This is a genomic window from Dolichospermum sp. FACHB-1091 (genome assembly GCF_014697585.1).
Lineage (GTDB): Bacteria > Cyanobacteriota > Cyanobacteriia > Cyanobacteriales > Nostocaceae > Dolichospermum.
Map to the genome: position 1 here is coordinate 81993 of NZ_JACJSB010000013.1, position 23735 is coordinate 105727.

Annotated in this window: 22 protein-coding genes; 10 read left to right on the forward strand and 12 right to left on the reverse strand. The window is 36.6% G+C overall.

The annotated features are described in order from the left end of the window. Window positions 1-146: 146 nt before the first annotated feature. The 5 genes from H6G25_RS10445 to H6G25_RS10465 form a co-directional block, all read right to left on the reverse strand. Window positions 147-953 (reverse strand): hypothetical protein, encoded by an 807-nt coding sequence (locus tag H6G25_RS10445; RefSeq protein WP_199319720.1) that lies wholly within the window; start codon window positions 951-953, stop codon window positions 147-149. Beyond that, window positions 931-5238: an AAA domain-containing protein gene (locus H6G25_RS10450; RefSeq protein WP_190392422.1), complete on the reverse strand. Its 4308-nt coding sequence runs from the start codon at window positions 5236-5238 to the stop codon at window positions 931-933. The genes H6G25_RS10445 and H6G25_RS10450 overlap by 23 nt, the downstream gene beginning before the upstream one ends. A 124-nt stretch (window positions 5239-5362) precedes the next feature. Further along, window positions 5363-5686, reverse strand: coding sequence for a Grx4 family monothiol glutaredoxin (gene grxD / locus H6G25_RS10455; RefSeq protein ID WP_190392423.1), 324 nt, complete (start codon window positions 5684-5686; stop codon window positions 5363-5365). Window positions 5687-5775: 89 nt separating this feature from the next. Then, window positions 5776-6027 carry a BolA family transcriptional regulator gene (locus H6G25_RS10460; RefSeq protein ID WP_028089095.1) on the reverse strand — a complete coding sequence of 84 codons (252 nt, stop codon included), beginning with the start codon at window positions 6025-6027 and terminating at the stop codon, window positions 5776-5778. A 78-nt stretch (window positions 6028-6105) separates the two neighbouring features. Continuing rightward, complete coding sequence (locus H6G25_RS10465; RefSeq protein WP_190392424.1) at window positions 6106-6696, reverse strand: hypothetical protein; 591 nt, start codon at window positions 6694-6696, stop codon at window positions 6106-6108. Window positions 6697-6858: 162 nt separating this feature from the next. Here H6G25_RS10465 and H6G25_RS10470 point away from each other — a divergent pair, with 162 nt between their 5' ends. Next, a complete protein-coding gene (locus tag H6G25_RS10470; RefSeq protein ID WP_190392425.1) occupies window positions 6859-8967 on the forward strand; it encodes a S8 family serine peptidase in 2109 nt (702 codons plus the stop codon). On the opposite strand, the gene H6G25_RS10475 is transcribed toward H6G25_RS10470, so the two are convergent. After that, complete coding sequence (locus H6G25_RS10475) at window positions 8930-9778, reverse strand: 1-acyl-sn-glycerol-3-phosphate acyltransferase (RefSeq protein WP_190392426.1); 849 nt, start codon at window positions 9776-9778, stop codon at window positions 8930-8932. The two genes, H6G25_RS10470 and H6G25_RS10475, sit on opposite strands and share 38 nt — an antisense overlap. A 110-nt stretch (window positions 9779-9888) precedes the next feature. Further along, on the reverse strand, window positions 9889-10371 hold the full coding sequence (tadA, locus tag H6G25_RS10480; protein ID WP_347239167.1) for a tRNA adenosine(34) deaminase TadA: 483 nt from the start codon (window positions 10369-10371) through the stop codon (window positions 9889-9891). Window positions 10372-10839: 468 nt separating this feature from the next. Between tadA and rfbC the strand changes: the two genes are divergently transcribed. Genes rfbC through H6G25_RS10495 form a run of 3 tightly spaced genes read left to right on the forward strand, consistent with a single transcriptional unit; the run spans window position 10840 to window position 13350 of the window. Further along, window positions 10840-11385 carry a dTDP-4-dehydrorhamnose 3,5-epimerase gene (gene rfbC / locus H6G25_RS10485; protein ID WP_190392428.1) on the forward strand — a complete coding sequence of 182 codons (546 nt, stop codon included), beginning with the start codon at window positions 10840-10842 and terminating at the stop codon, window positions 11383-11385. After that, window positions 11378-12277: a dTDP-4-dehydrorhamnose reductase gene (rfbD, locus tag H6G25_RS10490; RefSeq protein WP_190392429.1), complete on the forward strand. Its 900-nt coding sequence runs from the start codon at window positions 11378-11380 to the stop codon at window positions 12275-12277. The genes rfbC and rfbD overlap by 8 nt, the downstream gene beginning before the upstream one ends. Further along, a complete protein-coding gene (locus H6G25_RS10495; protein WP_190392430.1) occupies window positions 12274-13350 on the forward strand; it encodes a glucose-1-phosphate thymidylyltransferase in 1077 nt (358 codons plus the stop codon). Before rfbD ends, H6G25_RS10495 begins: the two co-directional genes overlap by 4 nt. Before the next feature lie 222 nt (window positions 13351-13572). Here the strand turns inward: H6G25_RS10495 and H6G25_RS10500 are convergent, their stop codons facing one another. Both H6G25_RS10500 and H6G25_RS10510 read right to left on the reverse strand, forming a co-directional pair. Next, entirely contained in the window at window positions 13573-14697 is a 1125-nt protein-coding gene (locus H6G25_RS10500; RefSeq protein WP_190392431.1) for an ATP-binding protein, read from the reverse strand. 150 nt (window positions 14698-14847) lie between these two features. Then, on the reverse strand, window positions 14848-15099 hold the full coding sequence (locus tag H6G25_RS10510) for a UPF0175 family protein (RefSeq protein WP_104386476.1): 252 nt from the start codon (window positions 15097-15099) through the stop codon (window positions 14848-14850). Between the two features lie 202 nt (window positions 15100-15301). Between H6G25_RS10510 and H6G25_RS10515 the strand changes: the two genes are divergently transcribed. Together H6G25_RS10515 and H6G25_RS10520 are read left to right on the forward strand one after the other, a co-directional pair. Continuing rightward, window positions 15302-15562, forward strand: a complete 261-nt coding sequence (locus H6G25_RS10515; RefSeq protein ID WP_190392432.1) for an AbrB/MazE/SpoVT family DNA-binding domain-containing protein — start codon at window positions 15302-15304, stop codon at window positions 15560-15562. Beyond that, complete coding sequence (locus H6G25_RS10520; RefSeq protein ID WP_190392433.1) at window positions 15550-15879, forward strand: type II toxin-antitoxin system PemK/MazF family toxin; 330 nt, start codon at window positions 15550-15552, stop codon at window positions 15877-15879. The genes H6G25_RS10515 and H6G25_RS10520 overlap by 13 nt, the downstream gene beginning before the upstream one ends. A gap of 167 nt (window positions 15880-16046) precedes the next feature. Here H6G25_RS10520 and pyk read toward each other — a convergent pair whose 3' ends face one another. Next, the gene (pyk, locus tag H6G25_RS10525; protein WP_028089224.1) at window positions 16047-17816 is read right to left on the reverse strand and encodes a pyruvate kinase; all 1770 of its coding nucleotides are present in this window, start codon (window positions 17814-17816) and stop codon (window positions 16047-16049) included. Between the two features lie 77 nt (window positions 17817-17893). Between pyk and H6G25_RS10530 the strand changes: the two genes are divergently transcribed. After that, window positions 17894-18040 (forward strand): hypothetical protein, encoded by a 147-nt coding sequence (locus tag H6G25_RS10530; RefSeq protein WP_190392434.1) that lies wholly within the window; start codon window positions 17894-17896, stop codon window positions 18038-18040. A 195-nt stretch (window positions 18041-18235) separates the two neighbouring features. Next, on the forward strand, window positions 18236-19117 hold the full coding sequence (gene crtR, locus H6G25_RS10535) for a beta-carotene hydroxylase (protein WP_028083201.1): 882 nt from the start codon (window positions 18236-18238) through the stop codon (window positions 19115-19117). Between the two features lie 222 nt (window positions 19118-19339). On the opposite strand, the gene miaB is transcribed toward crtR, so the two are convergent. Beyond that, entirely contained in the window at window positions 19340-20701 is a 1362-nt protein-coding gene (miaB, locus tag H6G25_RS10540) for a tRNA (N6-isopentenyl adenosine(37)-C2)-methylthiotransferase MiaB (protein WP_190392435.1), read from the reverse strand. A gap of 294 nt (window positions 20702-20995) precedes the next feature. Between miaB and H6G25_RS10545 the strand changes: the two genes are divergently transcribed. Further along, window positions 20996-21256, forward strand: coding sequence for a hypothetical protein (locus H6G25_RS10545; RefSeq protein WP_190392436.1), 261 nt, complete (start codon window positions 20996-20998; stop codon window positions 21254-21256). Between the two features lie 334 nt (window positions 21257-21590). Then, complete coding sequence (gene ilvA, locus H6G25_RS10550) at window positions 21591-23102, forward strand: threonine ammonia-lyase, biosynthetic (protein ID WP_190392437.1); 1512 nt, start codon at window positions 21591-21593, stop codon at window positions 23100-23102. Window positions 23103-23208: 106 nt separating this feature from the next. On the opposite strand, the gene H6G25_RS10555 is transcribed toward ilvA, so the two are convergent. Then, complete coding sequence (locus H6G25_RS10555) at window positions 23209-23655, reverse strand: pyridoxamine 5'-phosphate oxidase family protein (RefSeq protein WP_028089165.1); 447 nt, start codon at window positions 23653-23655, stop codon at window positions 23209-23211. Window positions 23656-23735 lie beyond the last annotated feature (80 nt).

Sequence of the window (23735 nt, forward strand, 5' to 3'; positions counted from 1 at the left end):
AGTGATTATATTTTATATATAAATGGCAATTAATTGGGATATTGACATAAGTAGGTGAACGGAAAAAAAACAACATAAGTAACGAAAAGTAAAGTTGTCCAAAACCTGTTCCCTGTTCCCTGTTCCCTTGTCATAACGACAATTTTTCACCCCAACCTACTTAATTCTTCTAGAGATATTTTTTCTTGATCATATAGTTCTTGAATCTTTTTTGTCGCAGGTTCTAAAATCTCCTTTCCCCTTCTGATTTGAATATCTAATTTATTTTGATTTTGATCAAAAATCACAAATAGTGATATATTTCTGGCAATAGTTTGTTTACTACCTCGCAATTTAAAATCAGTGATAAATTTACCTGCTGTGGGGACGTGAAGACCTAAATCGGAAGATTGAATAATTTCCTGAATATCCGCAAGTTGTAAACTAGAAAGTGCTGGAGTTTCTTGTTGAATATTGATCAACTTAATTAAATCTAATTGGTTTTGGTTAATTATTATATGATCTAATTGTTCATATTGAAATGTAATTGTTCCTAGTAAATTATCAGTAATAGCATAAATTTGGACAGAATATGGAGGTTTAGGAACAGAACCTTGTTTATAAAATAAACTCCCTTCTGGGGTGACAGTAATTTGCGGTGTATTTGCTAGAGTTTGTAAAGATTGAAGATTAGCAATGGTACTTTTCACAAATACAGAATCAAGTCCTAAAATAGATGCTAATTCATTAGCTGTAGGGGGGGGATTAAATTCCATACCAGCGCGAATAATAAACTCTTCTAAAACATTAAATTTCCGAGGTTCTTTAATAGTTAATTCTAGGAAATTTTGCGTTACATGATAATAAAATTGACGTGCTAATAAAACCGATGAATAATCATTTTCAGATTCAATTTTATCAACTAAATATTTCAAATTATTATCAATTATTTTAACTACAGAAGCAGGAAACATCAATAAAACCTCCATGATGATTAACAGTGTTTGCAACCTCAGAATACATATTACCTACTGTACCAGATTTACCTGTAAATAAATCGTGACAACCGACAATAATTAACAATTCTTGAGCGCGAGAAAAAGCCACATTTACCCGTTCTGGTTTATTTGCAAATCCCACATCTCCTTGAGGATTATTTCTGACCATACTCACAATTACCACTGGTCTTTCCATACCTTGAAATCTATCAACTGTACCCGTTCTAATTTGTAAAGAAGGGAAAAGTTCAGATTGTAAACGTTCATCAATTTTTCTTAATTGAGCGCCATAAAATGTAATTACAGCTATTTCTTTTTTTGGTTCTCCATTCGCAACTTTATGAAACCAAACCTGCTCAAATTGGTGACAAATATTTTCAATTACATCAATTTCTTTAGTATTCACAAATGAAGTACCATTGCGTTCTTCTTGAAATTCATTTTCTCTAGGCATTTTTACCCAACATAAATGATGATCAGATTGAATGATTTTCCCTGCTAAATTATGAGCGCGTTTCCTATCAGGTTCTAAAATGCCACATTCTAATTTACCATGATAAAATTGATTAATTGCTCCCATGATCATGGGGTGCATTCGATATTGAGTATTGAGCATTTTCTTGATACTTTTATCAGCAATTTCAAACTGACTTTTAAATAATGATTCTTCTAAAAATTGCAATTCTTCTCTAGAATTACCCATGGCTTGCGCCACTTCTGCCACTGTGCTAGTATCAAGCATAGGAGGTAATTGCCGATGATCTCCTACCATGACTAATTTTTTACCTTTCAAAGCGGGAATTAGTAACTCTGGGGGAGTGCATTTACTAACTTCATCTATAATTACAACATCAAAAGATTGAAATTCTTCGGAGAAACTATAATTTGCAGCTTGAACACAAGTAATACCGACAACGTTAGCATTATCTAAATAAATTCGTCTTAAATCATTACTATCTTGTTCGGAAGGTTGACGTAATTTTGTAATCCAATCTTGAACAAAATTTTGATATTTATCTAAATAATTTTCTTCATTTTGCAGTTGTTGTTTCCATGATTTCAATTTATTTCTGACCTTGGTTAAAAACTCTAAATTAAATAAATCTCCGTCAGATAATTCTGGCTTAAATTTATCTGGTATAATTTGCCAAGTTGACTCCCACCAATTCCGTTCTATAATTAAATTATCTGATAATTGTAATTCTAATTTGTCTTCTAAATCAGATATTTCTATTTGTAATAGTTCAAGTTCCTCTTGATAAACATCAGTTTGTTCTTGTAAATTTGTAAATTGTTGATTTAAAGCGTCTTTAATTGTTTCTAAAATGGTAAAAGGTGCTAATGAGGAAATCAGAGTTTCTAACTCATAAATGCGATTTTCCCAAAACTTAACTTGTTGAGAAAATTCCTGTGGTTGTTCCCAAATATTTGCTTGTTTAGTTAGATACTTTTCTGTTAAATTCCGTAATTCATGAGGTATATTTTGCTGTTTATGAATTGCTTGTAAATTATTAATAACTGCTGCAAGTTTTAAATTAGCAGCTTGTTTACTGTTTTCTAACTGAGTTTTAGCTTCAGCTATTTGTTGGGAAGAAATTACATTTTCTGGAAGTTCCTGAAATTGCTGTTTTAAAATTTGCAATTGTTGTTGAGCTTCGGTTTTAACTTTCAAAACACATTGACGCGCATTAATTAAGATAACTTCTAGTAATTCTTGGGTAATGCGGTTAAGAGTAGCTTCAATATTATTCCATTCAAAGGACTTACCATAAGTTTTTTCCAATCTAATCAAAAAAACTTGAATATTTTCAATTAGCAATTTCCGCTGTTTAGGAGTAAGAATTTGATAATTTTTTAACTCTTGATAGGTTTTTTGCCACTGGGTCTGATCACTTTTTGATAATACTATGGGAATTTGATTAAAACTTTGTTGTAAAAAATAACTAAAATTATGCTGTTTACCTTTTCTATCAGTGAAATTTCCTTCTATTTCATAAGCTATGGCTTTTGTTAATACTCCCCAAGCTGGTAAACTGATTTTATAATTTTTGGGAACAATAGGTAATTTTAAGTTTTGAGCAAACATCAATAAACCTAATGGTAAATTTACCATATTTTCTGTTAAAAGTAAATCAGATTGTTGACATTCTTTCAAAACTTGATATAGGTTATTATATCCTGTAGATTTCCATTCTACAACTGCTTCAACAATATAATCAATTTCCCGTTGACGATTTTCCCAAATTTGGATTGTTGGTTGTATATTATTGTGAATACTAAATTTTTGCAAATCTGTTTCTAATTTCTGTAAAGATACAGAATGTTGTTGAAAAATATCAACTAATTCCGCTACTTCCGAAATAGCTAAAGATAGATTATTAATATCTTTTAATCCGGCTTTAAATTCAGAAAGTTGAGTTATAATAGTTTCCTGTAACCAAACTGCTAAACCAAATACACCAAAATCAGGACGGACAAAACCAAGTTCCTCAATACATTTAATAGCTTGAATTACATTTTCTCGAAAAATATCTACTTGTTTGTTATTCTCTGTATAGGGTTGAATATGGGGTAAGAAATTCTTGATTTCTGGAGATTCCCAGTCTATATTTTGGGGATTTTTCAGTATATTCTCTAAACCAGTAATTAAGGACGCAATTTCATTTTTATTTACTAAAATTTGATCATATTTAATTTCTTGGTTTTGATAAATTGTCTCTAAATTCTCTTTTTCTGTTTTCAGTTCATTTTGTTGCTGATTAAACTGTTCTTCAAATATATAATAGTTTATAAATCTTGGTAATAATGGTAATAATTGAGTTAAAATTGTAATATTTTCCTGACGTTGACTGAGATTATTTTCGCAGTCAGTAGCGGTATTTTGTAACCATGTACTAATGACTTGATCTTCTAAAAATGGTTGTCCTTCTTCTCCAACTTTTTCGGCTCTTCCCTTTCTAATAGCACGAATAAGGGGATTATGAACTAAGCGACTGAGGGCGTTATCAACAGCTAAATTCGCTTGAGAGGTAATTAATGTCCGTCCTCCGCGTAATGCTACTTGATAGCAAATTTCTGCAATGACGGTGGTTTTTCCTGTACCGGGTGGTCCTTGAATTAAAACTAAATCTTCTGCGGAAAGTACCTTTTCCACTGCGGTTTTTTGTCCTGCATTAGCAGAAGATAATAATAAATCTTGTGATTTTAGTTTCACTGTTTTTGTAATAGTTCTCGCTTGGGAAGCGTCAAATAAAAAATTACCTAAATAGGGGTTTTGAGTCCTTCCTTGTCTTAATTGTTCTAAAGCTTTTTCTTTACGTTCGATTTGTTTGATATCTCCAGCAGCATCAAAAAATAAGTAACCATTATTGGGAAGTTGATAATTACCTTTGGCTATATATTCAATTAATTCTCTCTCTAGTCGAATATCAATAAGATTATGTTTTTGATCAATTTTTTCAATAGTTCCTAGTTGACGACTGTTACGGCGATTTTTTTCTGTGGGGACAGAATCTAAAAATTTAACTTCCTGATTTTTGGCTTTTTTGACCCGTTCCCAAAAGTTTTCTACACTCAAAAAATGTTCTTCAGAACCATCTAAACTAGCCGAATTAATTTTAATTTCTAAAGTAATTAGTCGAGAATTTGAGCGGTGATTATTAATATTGATAAATAAGACGCAAAATTGACGAGATTTGGCAATATTTTCTTCAACCTTTAAAAAAGCTTTCCAGGCTTGAAGTTGATCTTCTGTAGGAACATGATTTCCGCAAATTGGCATATTTTTAATTTTTGCCAATAATGGTGTGGGAATATCAAGACGCTCTTGATAATGAGGAATTAAACATAACCAATAAAGTACAGCATAACCGTCAACAATTCCCCGCAATTCTGGTAATAAATAAGCTGATAAAATTTTAAACCCACCAGATCCGTTTTGACGAACGGCAGCTTTAAATCCTAAAGTCTTTCCTAATTTTTTCAGTCTTTTTGGTAATTGAAAATTATCTTGGTCTGTGGCTAGAATTAATTCCCAAATTTCTTCTCCCGTTTCTTTTCCAGTCCCTTGACGACGAATATAAAAACAACCAGGTTGTTTACCAACTAAATCAAATAATAATTCATTTGCACGTTCTCGCCGTTCTCGAAAATCAGGATATAATTGTAGAGATGATTGACCTTCAAAATGGCGAATTAAATTATCAACCGCTGTACTTATGAATGTATAACCACAGTCTTCTATCTTTGTTTTATTATTCATCGTTTTGGTAAAAAATCGTCAGTAATAAATAATGTATTATTTAAAAATAAATTGGAAATTGTCGCCAATAGATATCAGGTGTTGGGTTGCGTTCCTTAACCCAACCTACACCTTATAGTTGATATTAAGAAGCTAGGGCTACTTCTACCAACTGTTCTAATTCACCTTTGTTGTAGAGTTCAATCAAAATATCAGAACCACCAACGAATTGACCATTAATATATACTTGGGGAATTGTTGGCCAGTTGGAATATTCTTTGATTCCTTGACGAATGTCTTGATCTGCAAGTACGTCAAGAGTTTCAAAGGGAACTCCTAATGTATTGAGAATTTGCACAACATTGTTAGAGAAACCACATTGGGGCATCAATTTGTTGCCCTTCATGAAAACCATAATTTTATTTTCTTCTACCAAAGTATCAATTCTTTCTTTAATTTCTGGGGTCATGATTAGTTATTTCCTGCGTTTTTAAAGGTCGAAAGTCAAAATTCAAGACAATTTTAGATTTTGTTGAAGGCAAAATCCTAAATCTCAAATTAGTTTACTACTTGCCAAGCTTCGGGAGTGTAGGTTTTCAGGGCTAAGGCATGAATAGCTTCGCTGGACATGGCTTGTTTCAATGCCCCATAAACTAGCTGGTGTTGTTGTACTAGTCCCTTGTTTGCAAACTGGGATGAAACTACTGTCACCTGATAGTGATCACCACCACCCGTCAAGTCTTGTACTTGCACTTGGGCATCTGGTAGTTGTGCCTTAATCATTCCCTCCACTTGCTGCGGACTCATCATTGCAATTCCTAAAAAACTTTACTTCTCTATTATTAACAGATATCTAACTCTTGGTTGTTGCTAATTAACTTATGCTGATTATTTCTTGTTTGCAGGAGAATAGGGTGCATCCACAAAACCTAATTCAAATAATTGTTGATAAGCTTTTGTCCCTAATTCTCTGGTTGGGTTTTGACTTTTAATGATTTGCACTAGCAAAGGTATGGCTAGTTCTGGCTGATTTCGCGCTCGATATACTAGGGCTAACTGGTAGCTGGCTTCATCTCGCTTTTGGGCAGTTGCTAGGGCTTTTTGGCGTTGGGAGTCAGATACAGAAATGTCAATACCTGTAAAGCTAGAATTTAACTCTTGATAAAAGCTCGATAACTGATTATAAACCTGGCGTGCTTCTTGCAGCTTTTGGGCAGCTAGGGCATAATTTTGACTAGATATCGCTTGATTTGCTTCTTTGACTAGGCGATCGCCTGCCGCTATACTCAAGATATTATTACCCTGTCCAGTGGGACTGAGGGTGTTAGTTTTATCCCCGGTCGTCGGTTTGGTTTCACTAGCAGGATTAACAGGACTTGAGGGCTTTTGTACCTGAGCTTCAGCAGGTGATAATATGCCTACAAATGCTATAAATGATAAGCAGGTAAAGCGAATTAATAGATCCGTAGCAACATTCATGAGGTTAACTAGTAAAATATGGCAAAAATTTGAAAAGCTTGATGTATTTTAACTCTCTTTGTACCGATAATAAACTCAAGTGACTGAAAAAATTTCTCTGGCAAAGGACTAAACAGGCAAGAACCAAGAGGTAAATTAATTTTAAACTAATCCCAATTTTTTATGAGTGATAATATGAATTCTCCAGATTTTGTTGAACCAGATGTCACAAATAGCGACAAAGCATTAATTTTACAACGCAGTGGCGAGGAGTTAATGTTAGAAAAGGCATTATATCGCTTCACTATTCGTCCTAATGCTAACTTTCCACGTGATCAACTATCACAGATACATGGATGTGTATGGCGGCGCAGTATATCCCAGGCAAAGTTAGAACTATATACAGTTTTTCCTGAGCAGCTAGAAACAGTAATGTCTCAAGTACGTGCTGATAAAAATATAGACTTTGTTAGTCACGTTTATATGTTTGAAAATAATCCTGGTACTTTTGTTTACCTCAGTGACGAAATTACAATTCAATTTGCTACTTGGGTAGACATTAATAAAATTAATACTATTGTCAGTAGATTTAATTTAGTTAAAGATAAACCAATTCCAGGAATGCCAAATACTTTTGTTTTTCTTGTTAGTAAAGAAGCCACGCAAAACCCAATTAAAATCACGAATCAGTTACAACAACTATCGGAAGTTTTAGCTGCTGAACCAAATATTATCATTCAACAAGAACCCCATTATAAACCCAAAGATTCCCTTTATTCCCAACAATGGTATCTTAATCATAATGGTGGCAATCAATTGATAGCTGGTTCTCACATTTCTGTAGAACAAGCTTGGGATACTACTCGCGGTCTTCGTTCTATTGTCGTCGCTGTAATAGATGATTCCTTTGACTTGAATCACCCAGATTTTCAAGGTGATGGTAAAATTGTTGCTCCTAGAGATTTAAAAGAAAATGATTTTTTACCCTTACCAGGAGAAAAAGAAACCAGTCATGGTACTGCTTGCGCGGGACTAGCCGTAGCAGAAGAAAATGGTGCGGGAATTGTCGGAGTTGCCCCTGGTTGTGCAATAATGCCCATTCGGACTACTGGTTTTTTAGATGATAAATCAATTGAGGATGTTTTTAATTGGGCGATGGAAAAGGGAGCAAGTGTAATTTCTTGTAGTTGGGGAGCTTCTGCTGTTTATTTCCCCCTTTCTATTCGTCAAAGGGCAGCTATTAGTTATGCTGCTACCAATGGACGTAATGGGAAAGGATGTGTAATTGTCTTTGCAGCCGGAAATACTAACCGTCCGATTAATGGGACTGTAAATGAACAAAACTGGCCGAAAAATATTGTGAAAGGTAACACAAAATGGTTAAGCGGTTTTGCAGTTCATCCCGATGTAATTACTGTATCTGCTTCCACCAGTTTGAATAAAAAAGCTGCTTATAGTAATTGGGGAGATAATATTTCTGTTTGCGCTCCTAGTAATAATGCTCCCCCAGGAATGTGGTTTCAAGAAACTGGTTTTGTTTATACACAACCAGCAATTGTTTCTTCTCTGTTTGGGTTGGGAATCTTAACCACAGATCAAATAGGAGCAGCAGGTTATGATTCTGGAAACTTTACTAATAACTTTGGTGGTACTTCTAGTGCTACTCCCATAGTCGCAGGAGTAGCAGCTTTAGTATTATCAGCTAATCCTGATTTAACGGCTCAACAAGTTAAACAGATTCTTCAAGATACTGCTGATAAAATTGTTGATAATAACCCTGATCCTCAATTGAATATTGATGGAGGTACTTATGATAGTAATGGTTACAGTCAATGGTTTGGTTATGGGAAAGTTAATGCAGCTAAGGCTGTGAGACTAGCAAAACAGATGGGTGTCGTCGCCCAAATTACTAATGAACAAATACAGGTAAAAAATACTCAAGTTGTGAATATTCCTGATAATGATCAACAGGGAATTAAAAGTGCGATCGCTATTAATGAAGTTATTAATATTGGTGATATCCAAGTTACAGTTAATATCACCCATGATTTTTTAGGAGATCTAGAAATTTATTTAATTGCTCCTAACAATCAACGGATTTTATTGCAAAGTCGCACATTAGGCCGTCGTAACCAATTACAAAATACTTACACAGTGCGATCGCATCCTGCCCTGAAACAATTACTTTCTCTACCCGCACAAGGTAACTGGCAATTACAAGTTATCGACTACGCTGCCCTAGATGTGGGCAAACTTAATCACTGGGAATTGGTAATTGGACAGGGACAGTAGTTGATGTATAGCAAGGGGAAGCAGGGGAGGAATTTTCTGGTTCTATCTTCCTCCTGACTCCTGACTCCTGACTTGATTGTTTTAATTTATGGGTTAAATCTGTTGTGAGCCTTTTAGCTTCCAGTTTTAAATTTCCATTCATATAATCTCTAGCTTGGATAGGTTCATCAATGTGAATGTTGACATCTGCACCCCAGTGAGGATAGGATTCGCTGTATTGGATACTAACAGGTATAACTTTAATCCCCAGACCTGAGTATTTAGATTCAGCATTTAAGGCTAAACGAGCTATTCCCGGCTTCAGAAGATGAACTTGACCATCACGATGGATATCACCTTCAGGATAAATAACTAACATTTCTCCCCGCTGCATTAACTTGACCACATGACGGAGACTAGCGATGGCCGGACGTTGAGTATCGACCGGGAAACCGCCCATTCTGAGAATAAACCAACCTTGTAACCCCCGACATTCATCACTTGTCACCATAAATCGCATATCTCTACCTGTGAGATGACGACCAGCAGCGTAGGGTAAAACCAATGAATCCCAACGAGAACGATGGGTAGGAGCAAGAATTACCGGACCACTGGTAGGGATATTTTCTCGCCCAGTAACTTTAATCTGTCCAAAGAAAGATGGCAGAATTAAGTAACGTCCTAGAAAATAGGCCACAGGCATTAACCAAGGGGAAACCCGCGAAGTCCTCACAGCCATTAACGGTCGCTGGGGAGATTCCACCTGAGAATTTACATAGGTACTTGTGGTTTGTGAATGGCCCTTAGTAGAAGCAGAGTCTGATTTAATCATAACGGGGGCTAGTTTTTAAAAGTAAATAATGACACAAACTTGATTATGTCCACCGTAGATTTTATTGAGTAATTTTTGTTTTTCCATCTGGACAGTTTTATCTGTGTCTGTTATTTTTGCTGACGTTGGCTAGCAAACCAATTTTGTAATTGTTCTCGACAGTCTGATTCCAGAATACCTCCTAGCACTTTTAGACGGTGATTAGACGCTGGGTGATCAGGGATGTTGAGAACAGTCCGAATCGCACCAGTTTTACTATCGTCCACTCCATAGATCAATTTCCCCAATCGGGCATGAACTATAGCACCAGCACACATTGGACAAGGTTCTAGAGTTACATATAATGTACACTTATGCAAGCGCCAACTTTGTAAAGCTTGACTAGCAGCGCGAATAGCAATAATTTCCGCGTGTGCGGTAGGATCTTGATCACGTTCTTTCCTGTTTTCACCTACAGCAATCAGGTGATCATCTCTGTCAACAATCACAGCACCTACGGGAACTTCACCAGCATTACCCGCTGCTCGTGCTAATTCCAGGGCGTGATTCATCCATTTTCTATGTGTTAAATATTCTGGAAATTCAACCATAATCAACTTTTTATAAGTATTTTTATTGAAGTGAGGTAACAGGAAACAGACAAGAAATACGGAAATGTGTGTTTATTTTAAAAATGTTGAATTAATTTTGCTCAGTTACTTAATTATTGACTGTGAAATTAACATTTTGTGCTATTGTCTAAGAGGATGTTTTAAAAGTATTAAATGAAACGGATAATGTCCAGAAACCTAACCCCCCTTCCCTACCTCCTCTTAGGAAAAGGAAGCAGAAAAACTTTTTTAAGCTGGAATGGCGATTTAAAAGCCTCTCTCCGCACCTCTCCCTAACCCTCTCCTCTTAGGAGAGGGAAAAGGAATAACATTTAATACTTGAGAGGTTTCCAGAGGGGTTTATTTATACATTAAAAACTTCTAAAACATCCTTGGAATATGCACTTCCAAATACTTGCCCAGTTTTGATTATCTGCAAGATTGAATAGTAAACTAATAAAATCAAAAACCATGAAACTTATTCCAACGGAAATACCTGACATTATCCTGATAGAACCCCAAATCTTCCAAGACTCACGGGGCTTTTTTTTGGAATCCTATAACCAAAAAATATTCACAGAAAAACTGGGAATTACAGCCAAATTTGTTCAAGATAATCACTCAAAATCGGAATACAATGTGCTGCGAGGATTACATTATCAAATTATCCAGCCCCAAGGTAAATTAGTTCGCGTTATTCTTGGTAAGATATTTGATGTGGCTGTGGATATTAGAAAAAAATCTCCAACCTTTGGACAATGGGTGGGTTACGAACTCAGTGCTGAAAATAAACGCCAAATGTGGATACCACCTGGGTTTGCTCATGGCTTTCTCGTACTTTCAGAAATGGCAGAGGTGATATACAAAACTACAGATTATTATGCACCAGGAGGCGATCGCGCTATAATTTGGAATGATCCAGATTTAGCTATAAATTGGCCTCTCACCACACCGCCGATTTTATCAGCTAAAGATAATAATGCTCCAACTTTTAAAAAAGCCGAAGTTTATGAATAAATCAATATTACTAATAGGTAGTAACGGACAAGTTGGAACAGAAATAAAAAATACCCTTTCATCCAACTCTAGCAACTATAAAGTTATTGCTTATGCACGTCCCGAAATAGACTTAAATCAACCTGATAACCTGCGTCAAATTATCAGAGAAACCAACCCAGAAATAATTATCAATGCTGCTGCTTACACCGCCGTAGACAAAGCCGAAAGCGAACCAGAAATAGCTCATACCGTGAATGCTATAGCCCCGCAAATTATCGCCGAAGAAAGCCAAAAACTAGGAAGTTTCTTAATTCATCTTTCCACAGATTACGTATTTAATGGTAATCACAATTATCCCTACCAAGAAACAGATATTACCAATCCATTAAGTGTCTATGGAAAGACAAAATTAGCGGGAGAAGTAGCAATTCAAAAAACTTGTCCCAATCATCATATAATTATCCGTACAGCTTGGGTTTATGGAACTTATGGAAAAAGCAATTTTGTGAAAACGATGTTACGACTTGGTCAAGAAAAGCCAGAAATTCGGGTAGTTACAGATCAAATTGGAAGTCCTACTTGGTCGCAAGATATAGCTTTTACAATTCAGCAAATTATCCCCCAATTAACAGCAGAAATTACTGGAATTTATCACTATACAAATAGTGGTGTTGCGAGTTGGTATGACTTTGCTATAGCAATTTTTGAAGAAGCAGAAAAACTGGGCTTTCCCCTGAAAATTGAAAAGATCATTCCTATTACCACTCCCGAATATCCCACACCAGCAAAACGTCCCGCTTACTCCATTTTAGCTTGTGATAAGATATCTAGAATCTTGGGAACTTATCCTCCCCATTGGCGACAAAGACTAAGATTAATGTTAAAAGAATTACAAGGAACATCTTTATGAAAGGATTAATTTTATCCGGTGGAAAAGGCACAAGATTACGTCCCTTAACTTATACCGGAGCAAAACAACTTGTCCCCGTTGCTAATAAACCAATTTTATGGTACGGAATTGAAGAAATGGCTGGGGCGGGAATTAGAGATATTGGTATTATTATCAGTCCAGAAACAGGAGAAGAAGTCAAAAATAAAACCGGAAATGGGGAAAAATTCGGTGTGAATATTACCTATATTTTGCAAGAACAACCAGCCGGTTTAGCCCACGCTGTCCAGGTGGCGCGTCCTTTTTTAAAAGATTCTCCATTTATGATGTATTTGGGAGATAATTTGATTCAACAAGGGGACTTAAGTTCATTTTTGGATAAATTTAGCCAACAAGAACCAGATGCTTTAATTCTGTTGCGTAAAGTCCCAAATCCTAGTGCCTTTGGTGTAGCGAAGGTAGATGAAAAAGGTAAGGTATTACAATTAATTGAAAAGCCAAAAGTTCCCCCGTCAAATTTAGCATTGGTAGGAGTTTATTTCTTTTTGTCCACTATCCATGACGCAATTTCTCAAATCAAACCTTCAGCGAGGGGAGAATTAGAAATTACGGATGCTATTCAATGTTTAATAGATCAAAGAAAAGAAGTTTTAGCTTATAATCTTGATGGTTGGTGGTTAGATACAGGGAAAAAAGATGATTTATTAGAAGCTAACAGGCTGATTCTTGATACCTATTTAACAAAATCAATTTTAGGCGACATTGATAGTAAAACTCAGATTATTGGTAGGGTAGAAATTGGTGCTGAATCTAAAATTATCAACTGTACAATTCGCGGACCTGTGATAATTGGCAATAATTGTTATTTAGAAAACTGTTTTATTGGTCCTTATAGTAGCATTGCGGATAATTCAACCCTGATAGAAACGGATTTAGAACATAGTGTAGTTTTAGAAGGTGCTAAAATTACGGGTATTCAGCAGCGGATTATTGATAGTTTAATTGGACAACGCGCCCAATTAAGTATAGCCCCTCGTCGTCCTAAAGCATTACGTTTTTTAATTGGTGATGATTCGCAAATTGAATTGACTTAAAGGCAAGAAGTATCATTATAGACACTGTACTAATATTTAATAAAAAGGCTGGTTTTAGCAATAGTATAAATACCTTGCTACAACTGGCTTTTATATCAATATTTTCTGTCATGATTATTTCTTTTTATCTTTAGGACTTACGCACATGACAATCATTTTTACCTTCCAAAAGTAATACTTTATCGGTATCTTGTTTACAGATATCTTTCATACTATTTCTCTTTATCTTGTTTCAACGTCCATTTCAATAGAATCTGCCAATGTTTCAGAAGAATATTCTTTTACTCTAATCAGATTATTTTTAACTTCTAGTCTAAAGAAAGCACCAAGTAAAGGATACTTATGCCACGCACTATCAAAACCATTTACACAATCACGGCTATGTGTGGTTGCAAATACTTGAACATTGAGCTTTTCGGAAAAATGAAAAAGAATCTCCCAAACTTTAGGTTGTACTGTCCAATGCAAGCCATTTTCAAATTCATCAATTAACAAAATTCCATCTTTCGCATTCACCAGAGCTACCATGATATGAAATAAACGATTTAAACCATCACCCATACTTTTAAGAGGTAATGGTTCATCTATACCTTCAACTTTTACTAGAGGAATACGATTGTCACTACTACGGCCTTTACTAATATCTTCTACAAAAGCGACTCCTGATATCTTAGGTTCAATAAGTTTAAGAGCAGAAATTACCTCTGATTCCAAACTGGTTAAACTTGTCAAATCCCATAGAGCAGCTAATTTTCGGTTAGGCATATTCTCTGTTGAGACAAATTGCCATTTGTATTTTAATTCAGAATCTTGTCGTTCATAAACAACTCTAGAACCACGTCTAATTTCTCTAAAATCCTTATCTAATCTCAAGATTCTTCGAGTTTTTTCGCCTTCTTCTGCTATGAGAATAACTTCAATATTTGATAAGTCTTCATATAGTTGCTCACCAGAAATGCGAATTCTTTTCATTGTCCCTTCATCATCAGATTTAATCTGATATACAGCAACGCCGATGTGAATTTTTGAGGTTGAAGAAATTTCTCCAAGAATGATACCTTGTTCTCCTATATCGGGTAATTTATGACTAAAAAATAGATGACGTATGGGATTACTAAGAAAATTTGGAGGATGCTGTTGTGCTTCACTAATCCAAGATCCTTGCCTTGATTCTACAATATCAAGTAGAGTCATAGGGGAGATATTACTGGCATAAAGTTCTACTGCTTCGAGAAATGTACTCTTACCAGCATTATTCATACCGACAATAAGGTTAACATTACTTAATTTTTTCACTTCAAGACGATTAAAAAGTCTGAAGTTGCGTATTTGAAAAGACTTCAGCATATAAGCTCTATTTAATTCTTTTTCTCTAGTTTACAAGATAAACAGCTTGAGGAATTATAACTTGTCCAAATACCTCCTTTAAAATATCTAGACGATTGATAGCAGCAAAGTTAATTAGAGGTGTAGCATTGCAAATAACAGTCACAATTATTAAAAACCTTCTTGAATAGTCTTAACATCTTCCAATAAATCAACTTCATTATAATGTCGTTCAATTTTCCTTTCTCCTAAAAGCTGCTGAAATTCCCAAACAGATAAATTAGCCAAACGTCGTGCTTGACCAAAAGTAAAAATATTCTGTGCGTATAACTGTAAAGCTAATTCCTGACGAATAGCCGACTCACCCTGACTTAAAGAATCAGGTGATAATTGTAAATTAATCGAACTCGCAAATTTACTCATTATAGAACAATATTTGTGATTCATTACTTCATTATACTCAAAAACCTGTTTACATATCTCGTCGCAATAATTTGTAATTTTTTCTGTGCAGCATCTAAACTGCGATTAACATCCCTCACTAAATAAACATATCTTCCTCTACTTGACTATTTTTATCTTTGTAATTACAATGTAGATACTGCCCTATCCCCCAAAACATAAAATGGGTAAAGCAATCAAAACCCGAATAGTCAAAATCGGCAACCCTCAAGGGTTACGTATCCCCAAAACCCTATTAGAACAAAGTGGAATTAACTCAGAAGTAGAAATAGAAGTTCAAGGAAATCATCTCATTATTCGCCCAGTTGAAAAAGTCAGAAAAGGTTGGGAAAAAGCATTTATAGAAATGGCAGAAAACCGCGATGATATCTTATTAAATGATATCAACACAACAGAATGGGATGAAAATGAATGGCAATGGTAGTTAACAGATTTGATGTTTTCCTAGTTAATCTTGACCCTACCATTAGCAATGAAATTAAAAAAATACGCCCTTGCTTAATAATTTCACCCAATGAAATAAACCATTATATTTCCACCGTAATAGTTGCACCAATGACAACAAAAGGACAACCATACCCCACAAGAGTAACCTGTCAATTTCAAGGAAAAGAAGGACAAATCGTACTTGAGAAAATTCGCACAATAGATAAAATCCGATTAGTAAAACTTCTCGGTCAAATTACCACAGAAGAACAAAAAGCAGTTTTGGATATCTTAGCGGAAATATTTGCAGAATAAATAACCTTCTTCTTGCTTCGTATGCTTCCCTTCTTCGTAGTTTATTTTTATTTATCATAAAATCAAGACGCAGAAAACGCCTTTCGCGCCTTTTGCGTCTCTGCGTGAAATGTTTTTAAAACCCAAAAATTAAAAATCCAAAATTATTTTTTTGAATTTTTAATTGTTTAAGTTCCCACAGCGCCGGAGTAAATCAAACCTCGCTGTATATCTAAAGTTAAAATCGCACCGTCTTTAATTACCTGTGTTGCTTCCTTCACACCCAGAATTACTGGTACACCTAAGCGTAAACCGATAACTGCGGCGTGACTAGTGAGACTATCTTCCTCAGTAATAATCCCCCCAGCTTTGCGAATTGCTTCTACAAAATCCACACCTGTGCGGGATGCTACTAGAATATCACCGGAATTAAAATTACTGGCATCCATAGCATTATGAACTACCTTAGCGCGTCCAGTAATTGAACCTTGTCCCAGTCCAACTCCCTGGCCGAGTATAGCAGTCACCACTTCCACCTTAATCAAGTCTGTTGACCCAGAAACCCCCTGAAGTGTACCAGCAGTCATGACTACTAAATCACCTTCCGTTAAGAGGTTTTTTTCCTGGGCTACATTGATAGCTGCTTGGAACGTCTGACCTGTGGAAGGTAATTCTAACACTAGAAGCGGTCTTACGCCCCAGACCATCTGTAACTGTCTCGCTACGTTAACATGGGGTGTAATTGCTAAAATTGGTGTTTTCGGGCGGAATTTAGAAACGTTGCGGGCTGTAGCTCCAGTTTGTGTTAAAGTCATAATCGCCGCTGCACCCAAATTTTCTGCAATTTGACCAACTGCTTGACTAATAGCATTGGGAATAGAGGGTTTATTATCTCGTGACTGACGGGAGTTGGGGTTTTGTGCGTACTCCTGTTCCATGCGTTCTGCTATCCTGGCCATGGTCGCTACAGCCTCCACAGGAAAACTACCGACGGCGGTTTCATTGGAAAGCATGACAGCGTCTGTACCGTCTAAAATCGCGTTGGCAACATCGGATACTTCTGCGCGGGTAGGACGGGGGTTACTGACCATGCTATCTAGCATTTGGGTAGCGGTAATGATGGGAATACCCAAGCGGTTAGCCGTAGCAATTAGCCGTTTTTGTAGTACGGGTACATCTTCTGCTGGTAATTCCACCCCTAAATCACCTCTAGCGACCATGACACCGTCACACAAAGATAAAACTGCTTCCATTTGTTCAATGGCTTCGTGTTTTTCGATTTTAGCAACTACAGGGACACTTTTACCGGTGCTGGAAATTAGTTCTTTAATTTCAATGATATCCTGGGGATTACGGACAAAGGAAAGTGCTACCCAATCAACACCTTGATCTAGACCAAACATGAGATCCTCCCGGTCTTTGTCGGTCATGGCTTTAATGGATAAGTAAACTCCCGGAAAATTAACACCTTTGTTGTTAGAAAGTTTACCTGGAACTGTGACACGACAGTGTAAATCACCTTTTTCGCGGTTGATGTCCTCTACCACCATTTCGACTTTACCATCATCGAGGAGGATTTTTGCACCTGTGGGAACTTCCTCCGCTAAGTAATCGTAAGTGACACAACTTATTTCTTGAGTTCCTTCTATGGGGCGATTTGTCAAGGTGAAGCGATCGCCCTTGGCTAAGATTATAGAACCATTTTCAAACCGTCCCAAACGGATTTTGGGACCCTGTAAATCTTGTAGAATTGCTACTGGTCTATTTAATTCAAAAGCAGTTTGCCGAATTAACCGAATACTACGCTGATGATCAGCATGAGTTCCGTGGGAGAAGTTGAGTCTAAGGGTTGTAGCACCCGCTTCAATAATTGCTTTCAGCATTTCTGGACTACTGGTAGCAGGTCCAATAGTAGCAACAATTTTAGTTCGGCGCTGAGAATCTCTTAATTGCGTCATGGGCTGGGTTGAAGATTTTTGGAGTCTACCGGGGAATTTATCGTCATCTTTGCTGATACCATTTGAGATCTAAGATTTTGGATGATGAAAAACTGACAGTATCAGCAATTCATTTTTCCATTGATCACCATCATTTTGCAAATTGGTATGAATTAAACGAACTGTCTTTTTTATTAACTGCTAAATCAATGTTACAGGCAGTTAGGGAGGTAATTATGGTATAAATTTGATATCGTACATTGGCAACAGTCCTCTCAGAGAGTTTTTTATCTAAAAGCACTGGTTTAGCCAAGAATCATAGCCTCATTTATTGACCCTTCCACAGAACTGTAAATAAATCTTGCTTTACATAACTTTACTCTTAACTAAGATTAATAGTATGATCCGTAAAGATTGATTATTAATTAAAGGAGTTAATAATGCTCACGTCGGAGGCACAAAAGCCACTGACAATTCCCCCCAAAGAACTTTTATCACCTCCTGGTGATTTTAACCCCACGCTACTGATGTTTTTAGTCGTAGTGATGATGTTGGTTTTATCTAATTTTGGGTATTGGTTGTGGGAATGGCCTCATTGGTTGTGTTTTAGTATCAATACACTAGCACTCCATTGTTCAGGAACAATCATTCATGATGCTTGTCACCAGTCAGCCCATCGGAATCGAATTGTTAATGCTATCTTAGGCCATTGTAGTGCCTTAATTCTCGCCTTTGCTTTTCCAGTATTTACACGAGTACATTTGCAGCATCATGGTAATGTTAACCACCCTAATGATGACCCAGATCATTATGTTTCGACAGGCGGACCCCTGTGGTTAATTGCGGTGAGATTTTTGTACCATGAGGTATTTTTCTTCCAAAGACGATTATGGCGTAATTATGAACTACTAGAATGGTTTATTAGTCGCTTAATCATCATTACTATTGTTTATATTTCTGTCCAATATCATTTTTTGGGCTATATTCTTAACTTTTGGTTTATTCCGGCTTTTTTAGTAGGAATAACTTTGGGGTTATTTTTTGATTATTTACCCCACCGTCCGTTTGTAGAAAGAAATCGCTGGAAAAATGCCCGGGTTTATCCTGGTAAAGTTCTCAATATCCTGATTTTAGGGCAGAATTACCATTTAATTCATCATCTGTGGCCTTCGATTCCTTGGTATAATTATCAACCGGCTTATTATTTAATGAAGCCGTTATTGGATGAAAAAGGCAGTCCCCAAACTTCCGGGTTATTGCAGAAAAAGGACTTTTTTGAATTTGTCTATGATATTTTCATAGGTATTCACTTTCATCACTGAATTCTGATATTTTTGTGGAAAAGGAGACGTTTCATGTAAGAGGTTGTTTGAAAACTAGTATCCCCTCTTACCCCCCCTTAATCCCTTGGAAAGGGGGAAACAAGGAAATCTAGTTCCCTCCCATTAACAAGGGGAGGGTTAGGGAGGGGTAAAAATACATAAATCATCACTTTTCAAACACCCTCTTAAACCATACTCTTGTATTCCTATTAAGTATTTCTATTAAACTGTTGCGGCTTGACGAACTTCTATCGCTTCTCCTGTCAAACTAAAAGGACGAACTTCGGTAATTTTGACTTTGACTATTTTCCCTTTTAGACAATTAATATCACCAGTAAAGAATGTGAGACGATTTCCCCCGGTTCTTCCCATAACCTGGGTTTTGTCTTTACTGTTTTCAGCTTCTACTAATACTTCTTCAATGCGTCCAAAGTAACGTTGCGATCGCTCGGCTGCTTTAATATTAACTAAATGATTTAATCTTTGCAATCTGTCGCTTTTTACTTCTTCACTGATTTGATTATCCCACAAAGCCGCTGGTGTACCGGGACGGGGTGAATAAGCAGCGGTATTCAATAAATCAAAACCGATATCTTCTACTAATTTCAAAGTATTTTCAAATTGTGCTTCTGTTTCACCCGGAAAACCCACAATGGCATCAGCACTTATTGACGCATCCGGCATATACTCTCTAATAGTATCAATAATTCGGCGATATTTTTCATGAGTATAGCCCCGTGACATTGCTTTTAAAAGCTCATTATCTCCAGATTGAAAGGGAATATGGAAATGTTCACACACTTTCGGTAATTCAGCACAAGCTTTAATTAATCTTTCTGTAAAATAACGAGGATGACTAGTAGCGAATCTTATTCTTTCTATTCCCGGCACATCATGTACATAATAAAGTAAATCTGTTAATGTATGCAGATGACGACCTTCAGGAGTAGAACCGGGTAAATCTCGACCATAAGCGTCAATATTTTGACCCAGCAGTGTAATTTCTTTGTAACCTTGTTTTCCTAACTGTTCGATTTCATACTTAATTGCCTCCGGTGTACGGGACTGTTCCACACCGCGCACGTTCGGAACTACGCAATAAGTACAACGTTCGTTACAGCCATAAATAATATTTACCCAAGCTGTTACCTGACTATCCCGACGGGGTTGGGTGATATCTTCAAAAATGTGAACTTCTTCCGTAGCGACAATTTGATTACCCTCAAAGACAGACTCTAGCAAATCTTTGAGACGGTTAGCGTGTTGCGGTCCCATAACTAAATCTAATTCGGGTACTCGTCGCAATAAAGCTTCTCCTTCCTGTTGAGCGACACAACCAGCAACAATCAAGGTTAAATCTGGTTGATCATGCTTGCGTTTAGCCTGTCTACCCAAATAAGAATATACCTTTTGTTCCGCATTATCCCGAATGGTGCAAGTGTTGTAAAGGATTACATCTGCTTGATTTGGGTCTTCTGACCACTCAAAGTTCATGTCTTCTAAAATACCAGCCATGCGCTCGGAGTCGGCCTTATTCATTTGGCAACCGAAGGTAATAATGTGGTAATGTCGTTTAGTGGTCATTGGGAATTACGCTTAATTAGTAATGTAAGTAGGTTGGGGTTAAAAATTGTCGTTATGACAAGGGAACAGGGAACAGGGAAGAGGATTTGGGCAACTTTACTTTTCGTTACTTGTGTCGTTTTTTTTTTCGATCACCTACTTATATCAAGTCTATTTACTATTCTATATTGGAGTAGAAGGGCATGAAAAGTTAAAATCTCAAAATTTTCGCCTTGACTAATATAGGGAGCAAAAGATTGATATGATGATATCCTCTGAAAAACAGGAATGATCAATAAGTCAAAACTTTACTTTATGCTCAAAACTCACAACTACGCACTTAGAAATCAAAACTCCGTCCTCAAAACTCAAAATCCTGTAGTCAGAACTTCCAACCCTGTACTCAGAACTCAAAACTCTCTGCTGAGAACTCGTAACCTGATTCTCAGAAGCCAAAATTTCATCCTCAGAACTCAAAACTCCATCAAATTAAATGCACCATCTGGACAACAAGGGGTAAAATTAACTACTAACCCTAAATCAACTTTACCTAATATTAGTGTGGGATGTCATTAAATAACAGTATAGTATAAGAATTTATACTTAGATATATGGGAAAAGCGATCGCAGAGATTGGATTTACTATTGATTGTAATTGCCAATATCAATCTGTGATTGCCCCAGGGTATTCTTAAACACAATCACTATGGATATATTTGACAGCGGATTACTATAAGAGTGAGGGACACTTTTAGCCGGCAAGATGCCCGCACCACGGGATTTTTATGATTATAGCGGGCAAGATGCCCGCACCACGGGATGCAGAAGCGAAATTTTTTTCTCAAAACCTGCCACCAAAAGACCCAACAAGCGGTACAATTAACAACCAACCCGAAATGCACCCCTTGATATGTATTGCGACTATTTAGTACAAATCCTTACCGCCCGTGTCTATGATGTAGCTCAGGAAACACCCCTCGAATATGCACCCAATCTCTCCCAGCGTATTAATAACAAACTCCTACTGAAACGGGAAGATATGCAGTCAGTCTTCTCCTTCAAATTACGGGGCGCTTATAATAAAATGGTCAATCTGACACCAGATTTACTGAAGCAGGGTGTCATAGCGGCTTCAGCGGGAAATCACGCCCAAGGTGTCGCTTTAGCTGCTAGTCGCTTGGGAACAAAGGCAATTATTGTCATGCCAGTGATTACACCCCAAGTAAAAATTAATGCGGTCAAAGCTAGGGGAGGGGAAGTAATACTATATGGTAATAATTATGACGATGCTTACGCTTACGCTCGCCAATTAGAAGCGGAAAAGGGATTAACTTTTATACATCCCTTTGATGATCCTGATGTCATTGCTGGCCAGGGAACAATTGGTATGGAAATACTCCGACAATATCAACAACCTATTCACGCCATTTTTGTGGCCATTGGTGGTGGTGGTTTGATTTCCGGTATTGCTGCTTATGTTAAACGCTTGCGTCCCGATATTAAAATTATTGGTGTTGAACCTGTGGACGCTAACGCTATGTATCAATCACTGCAAGCTGGTGAAAGAGTGCGGTTGTCTCAGGTCGGTTTATTTGCTGACGGGGTAGCGGTGCGGGAAGTAGGAGAAGAAACCTTCCGTTTATGTCAACAATACGTAGATGAAATTATTTTAGTGGATACAGATGCCACCTGTGCGGCCATTAAAGATGTTTTTGAGGATACTCGTTCTATTTTAGAACCTGCGGGGGCATTAGCGATCGCTGCGGCAAAAGTTTATGCAGAAAGAGAAAAAATTGCCAATCAAACCCTGGTTGCTGTTGCTTGTGGCGCTAACATGAATTTTGATCGGTTGCGTTTTGTGGCTGAACGGGCAGAATTTGGAGAACGTCGAGAAGCTATTTTTGCAGTTAAAATTCCCGAAGAAAGAGGCAGTTTAAGAAAGTTTTGTGAATGTATTGGTAAGCGGAATTTAACTGAATTTAATTATCGTATTGCTAACGAAAAAGAAGCGCATATTTTTGTGGGTGTGCAAATAGAAAATCGTGCCGACGCAGCAAAAATGGTTGAAAATTTTGAATCTCACGATTTAAAAACCATAGATCTAACAGATGATGAATTAACAAAACTGCATTTACGTCACATGGTAGGAGGACATTCTCCCCTAGCAGAAAATGAACTACTTTACCGCTTTGAATTTCCTGAACGTCCTGGTGCTTTAATGCAATTTGTAACTTCCATGTCTCCTGATTGGAATATTAGCTTATTTCATTATCGCAATAATGGCGCAGATTATGGACGCATTTTAGTAGGAATGCAAGTTCCTCCCCATGAAATGACAGAATGGCAATCATTTTTAGATACTCTTGGTTATAGCTATTTGCATGAAAGTGATAATCCTGCATATAAGTTATTTTTAGGATGATTTAGTCTATATCTAAACCTATCTCCCCAACTGCTTGAGGAAATTGGGGAGATAGGTATTTTGGCTATTAGAGATGAGAATTTAACGGTGTGATTGTTCTAAAAAACTATAAAAAACTAATTGTTTGCGGACTAAAACTAGAGGAACTTTCCCAATAATCTACTTTATTAACTTTTACTTTTAGTAAAGCAATATCAGGTTCATCTATCCCTTGGGGAAACCAAATTTCTAATCCTGGCTGCCATTTTTCTTCAAGTTTATCGCGGTCTCTTATTAATTGTGCTGAACCTAGTATAGAAACATATCGCTGTTGATTAGGTGCAGAAAAACTGACGTTTACTTGTTGATGATGTTCAATTTCTACGACTTTATGGGAATTAGCTAAAGTGAAAAACCAAAGTGTACCATTATGATCAATTTCATTCCATATTGACATGGGGCGACTATGTAAACTACCATGATCATCAATTGTGGTTAACATTCCACATTCAATACCTTCTAGTAGTTTACGCAATTCCTGAATTTGTGGTTTTGTCTGTACAGATTGTGTCATTATATCTAGAATTTTAATTTTATAAAGATGATGAAGTGATATTCTTAGTGTTAAGGTTTTTCAATTTATATACCTGAGTC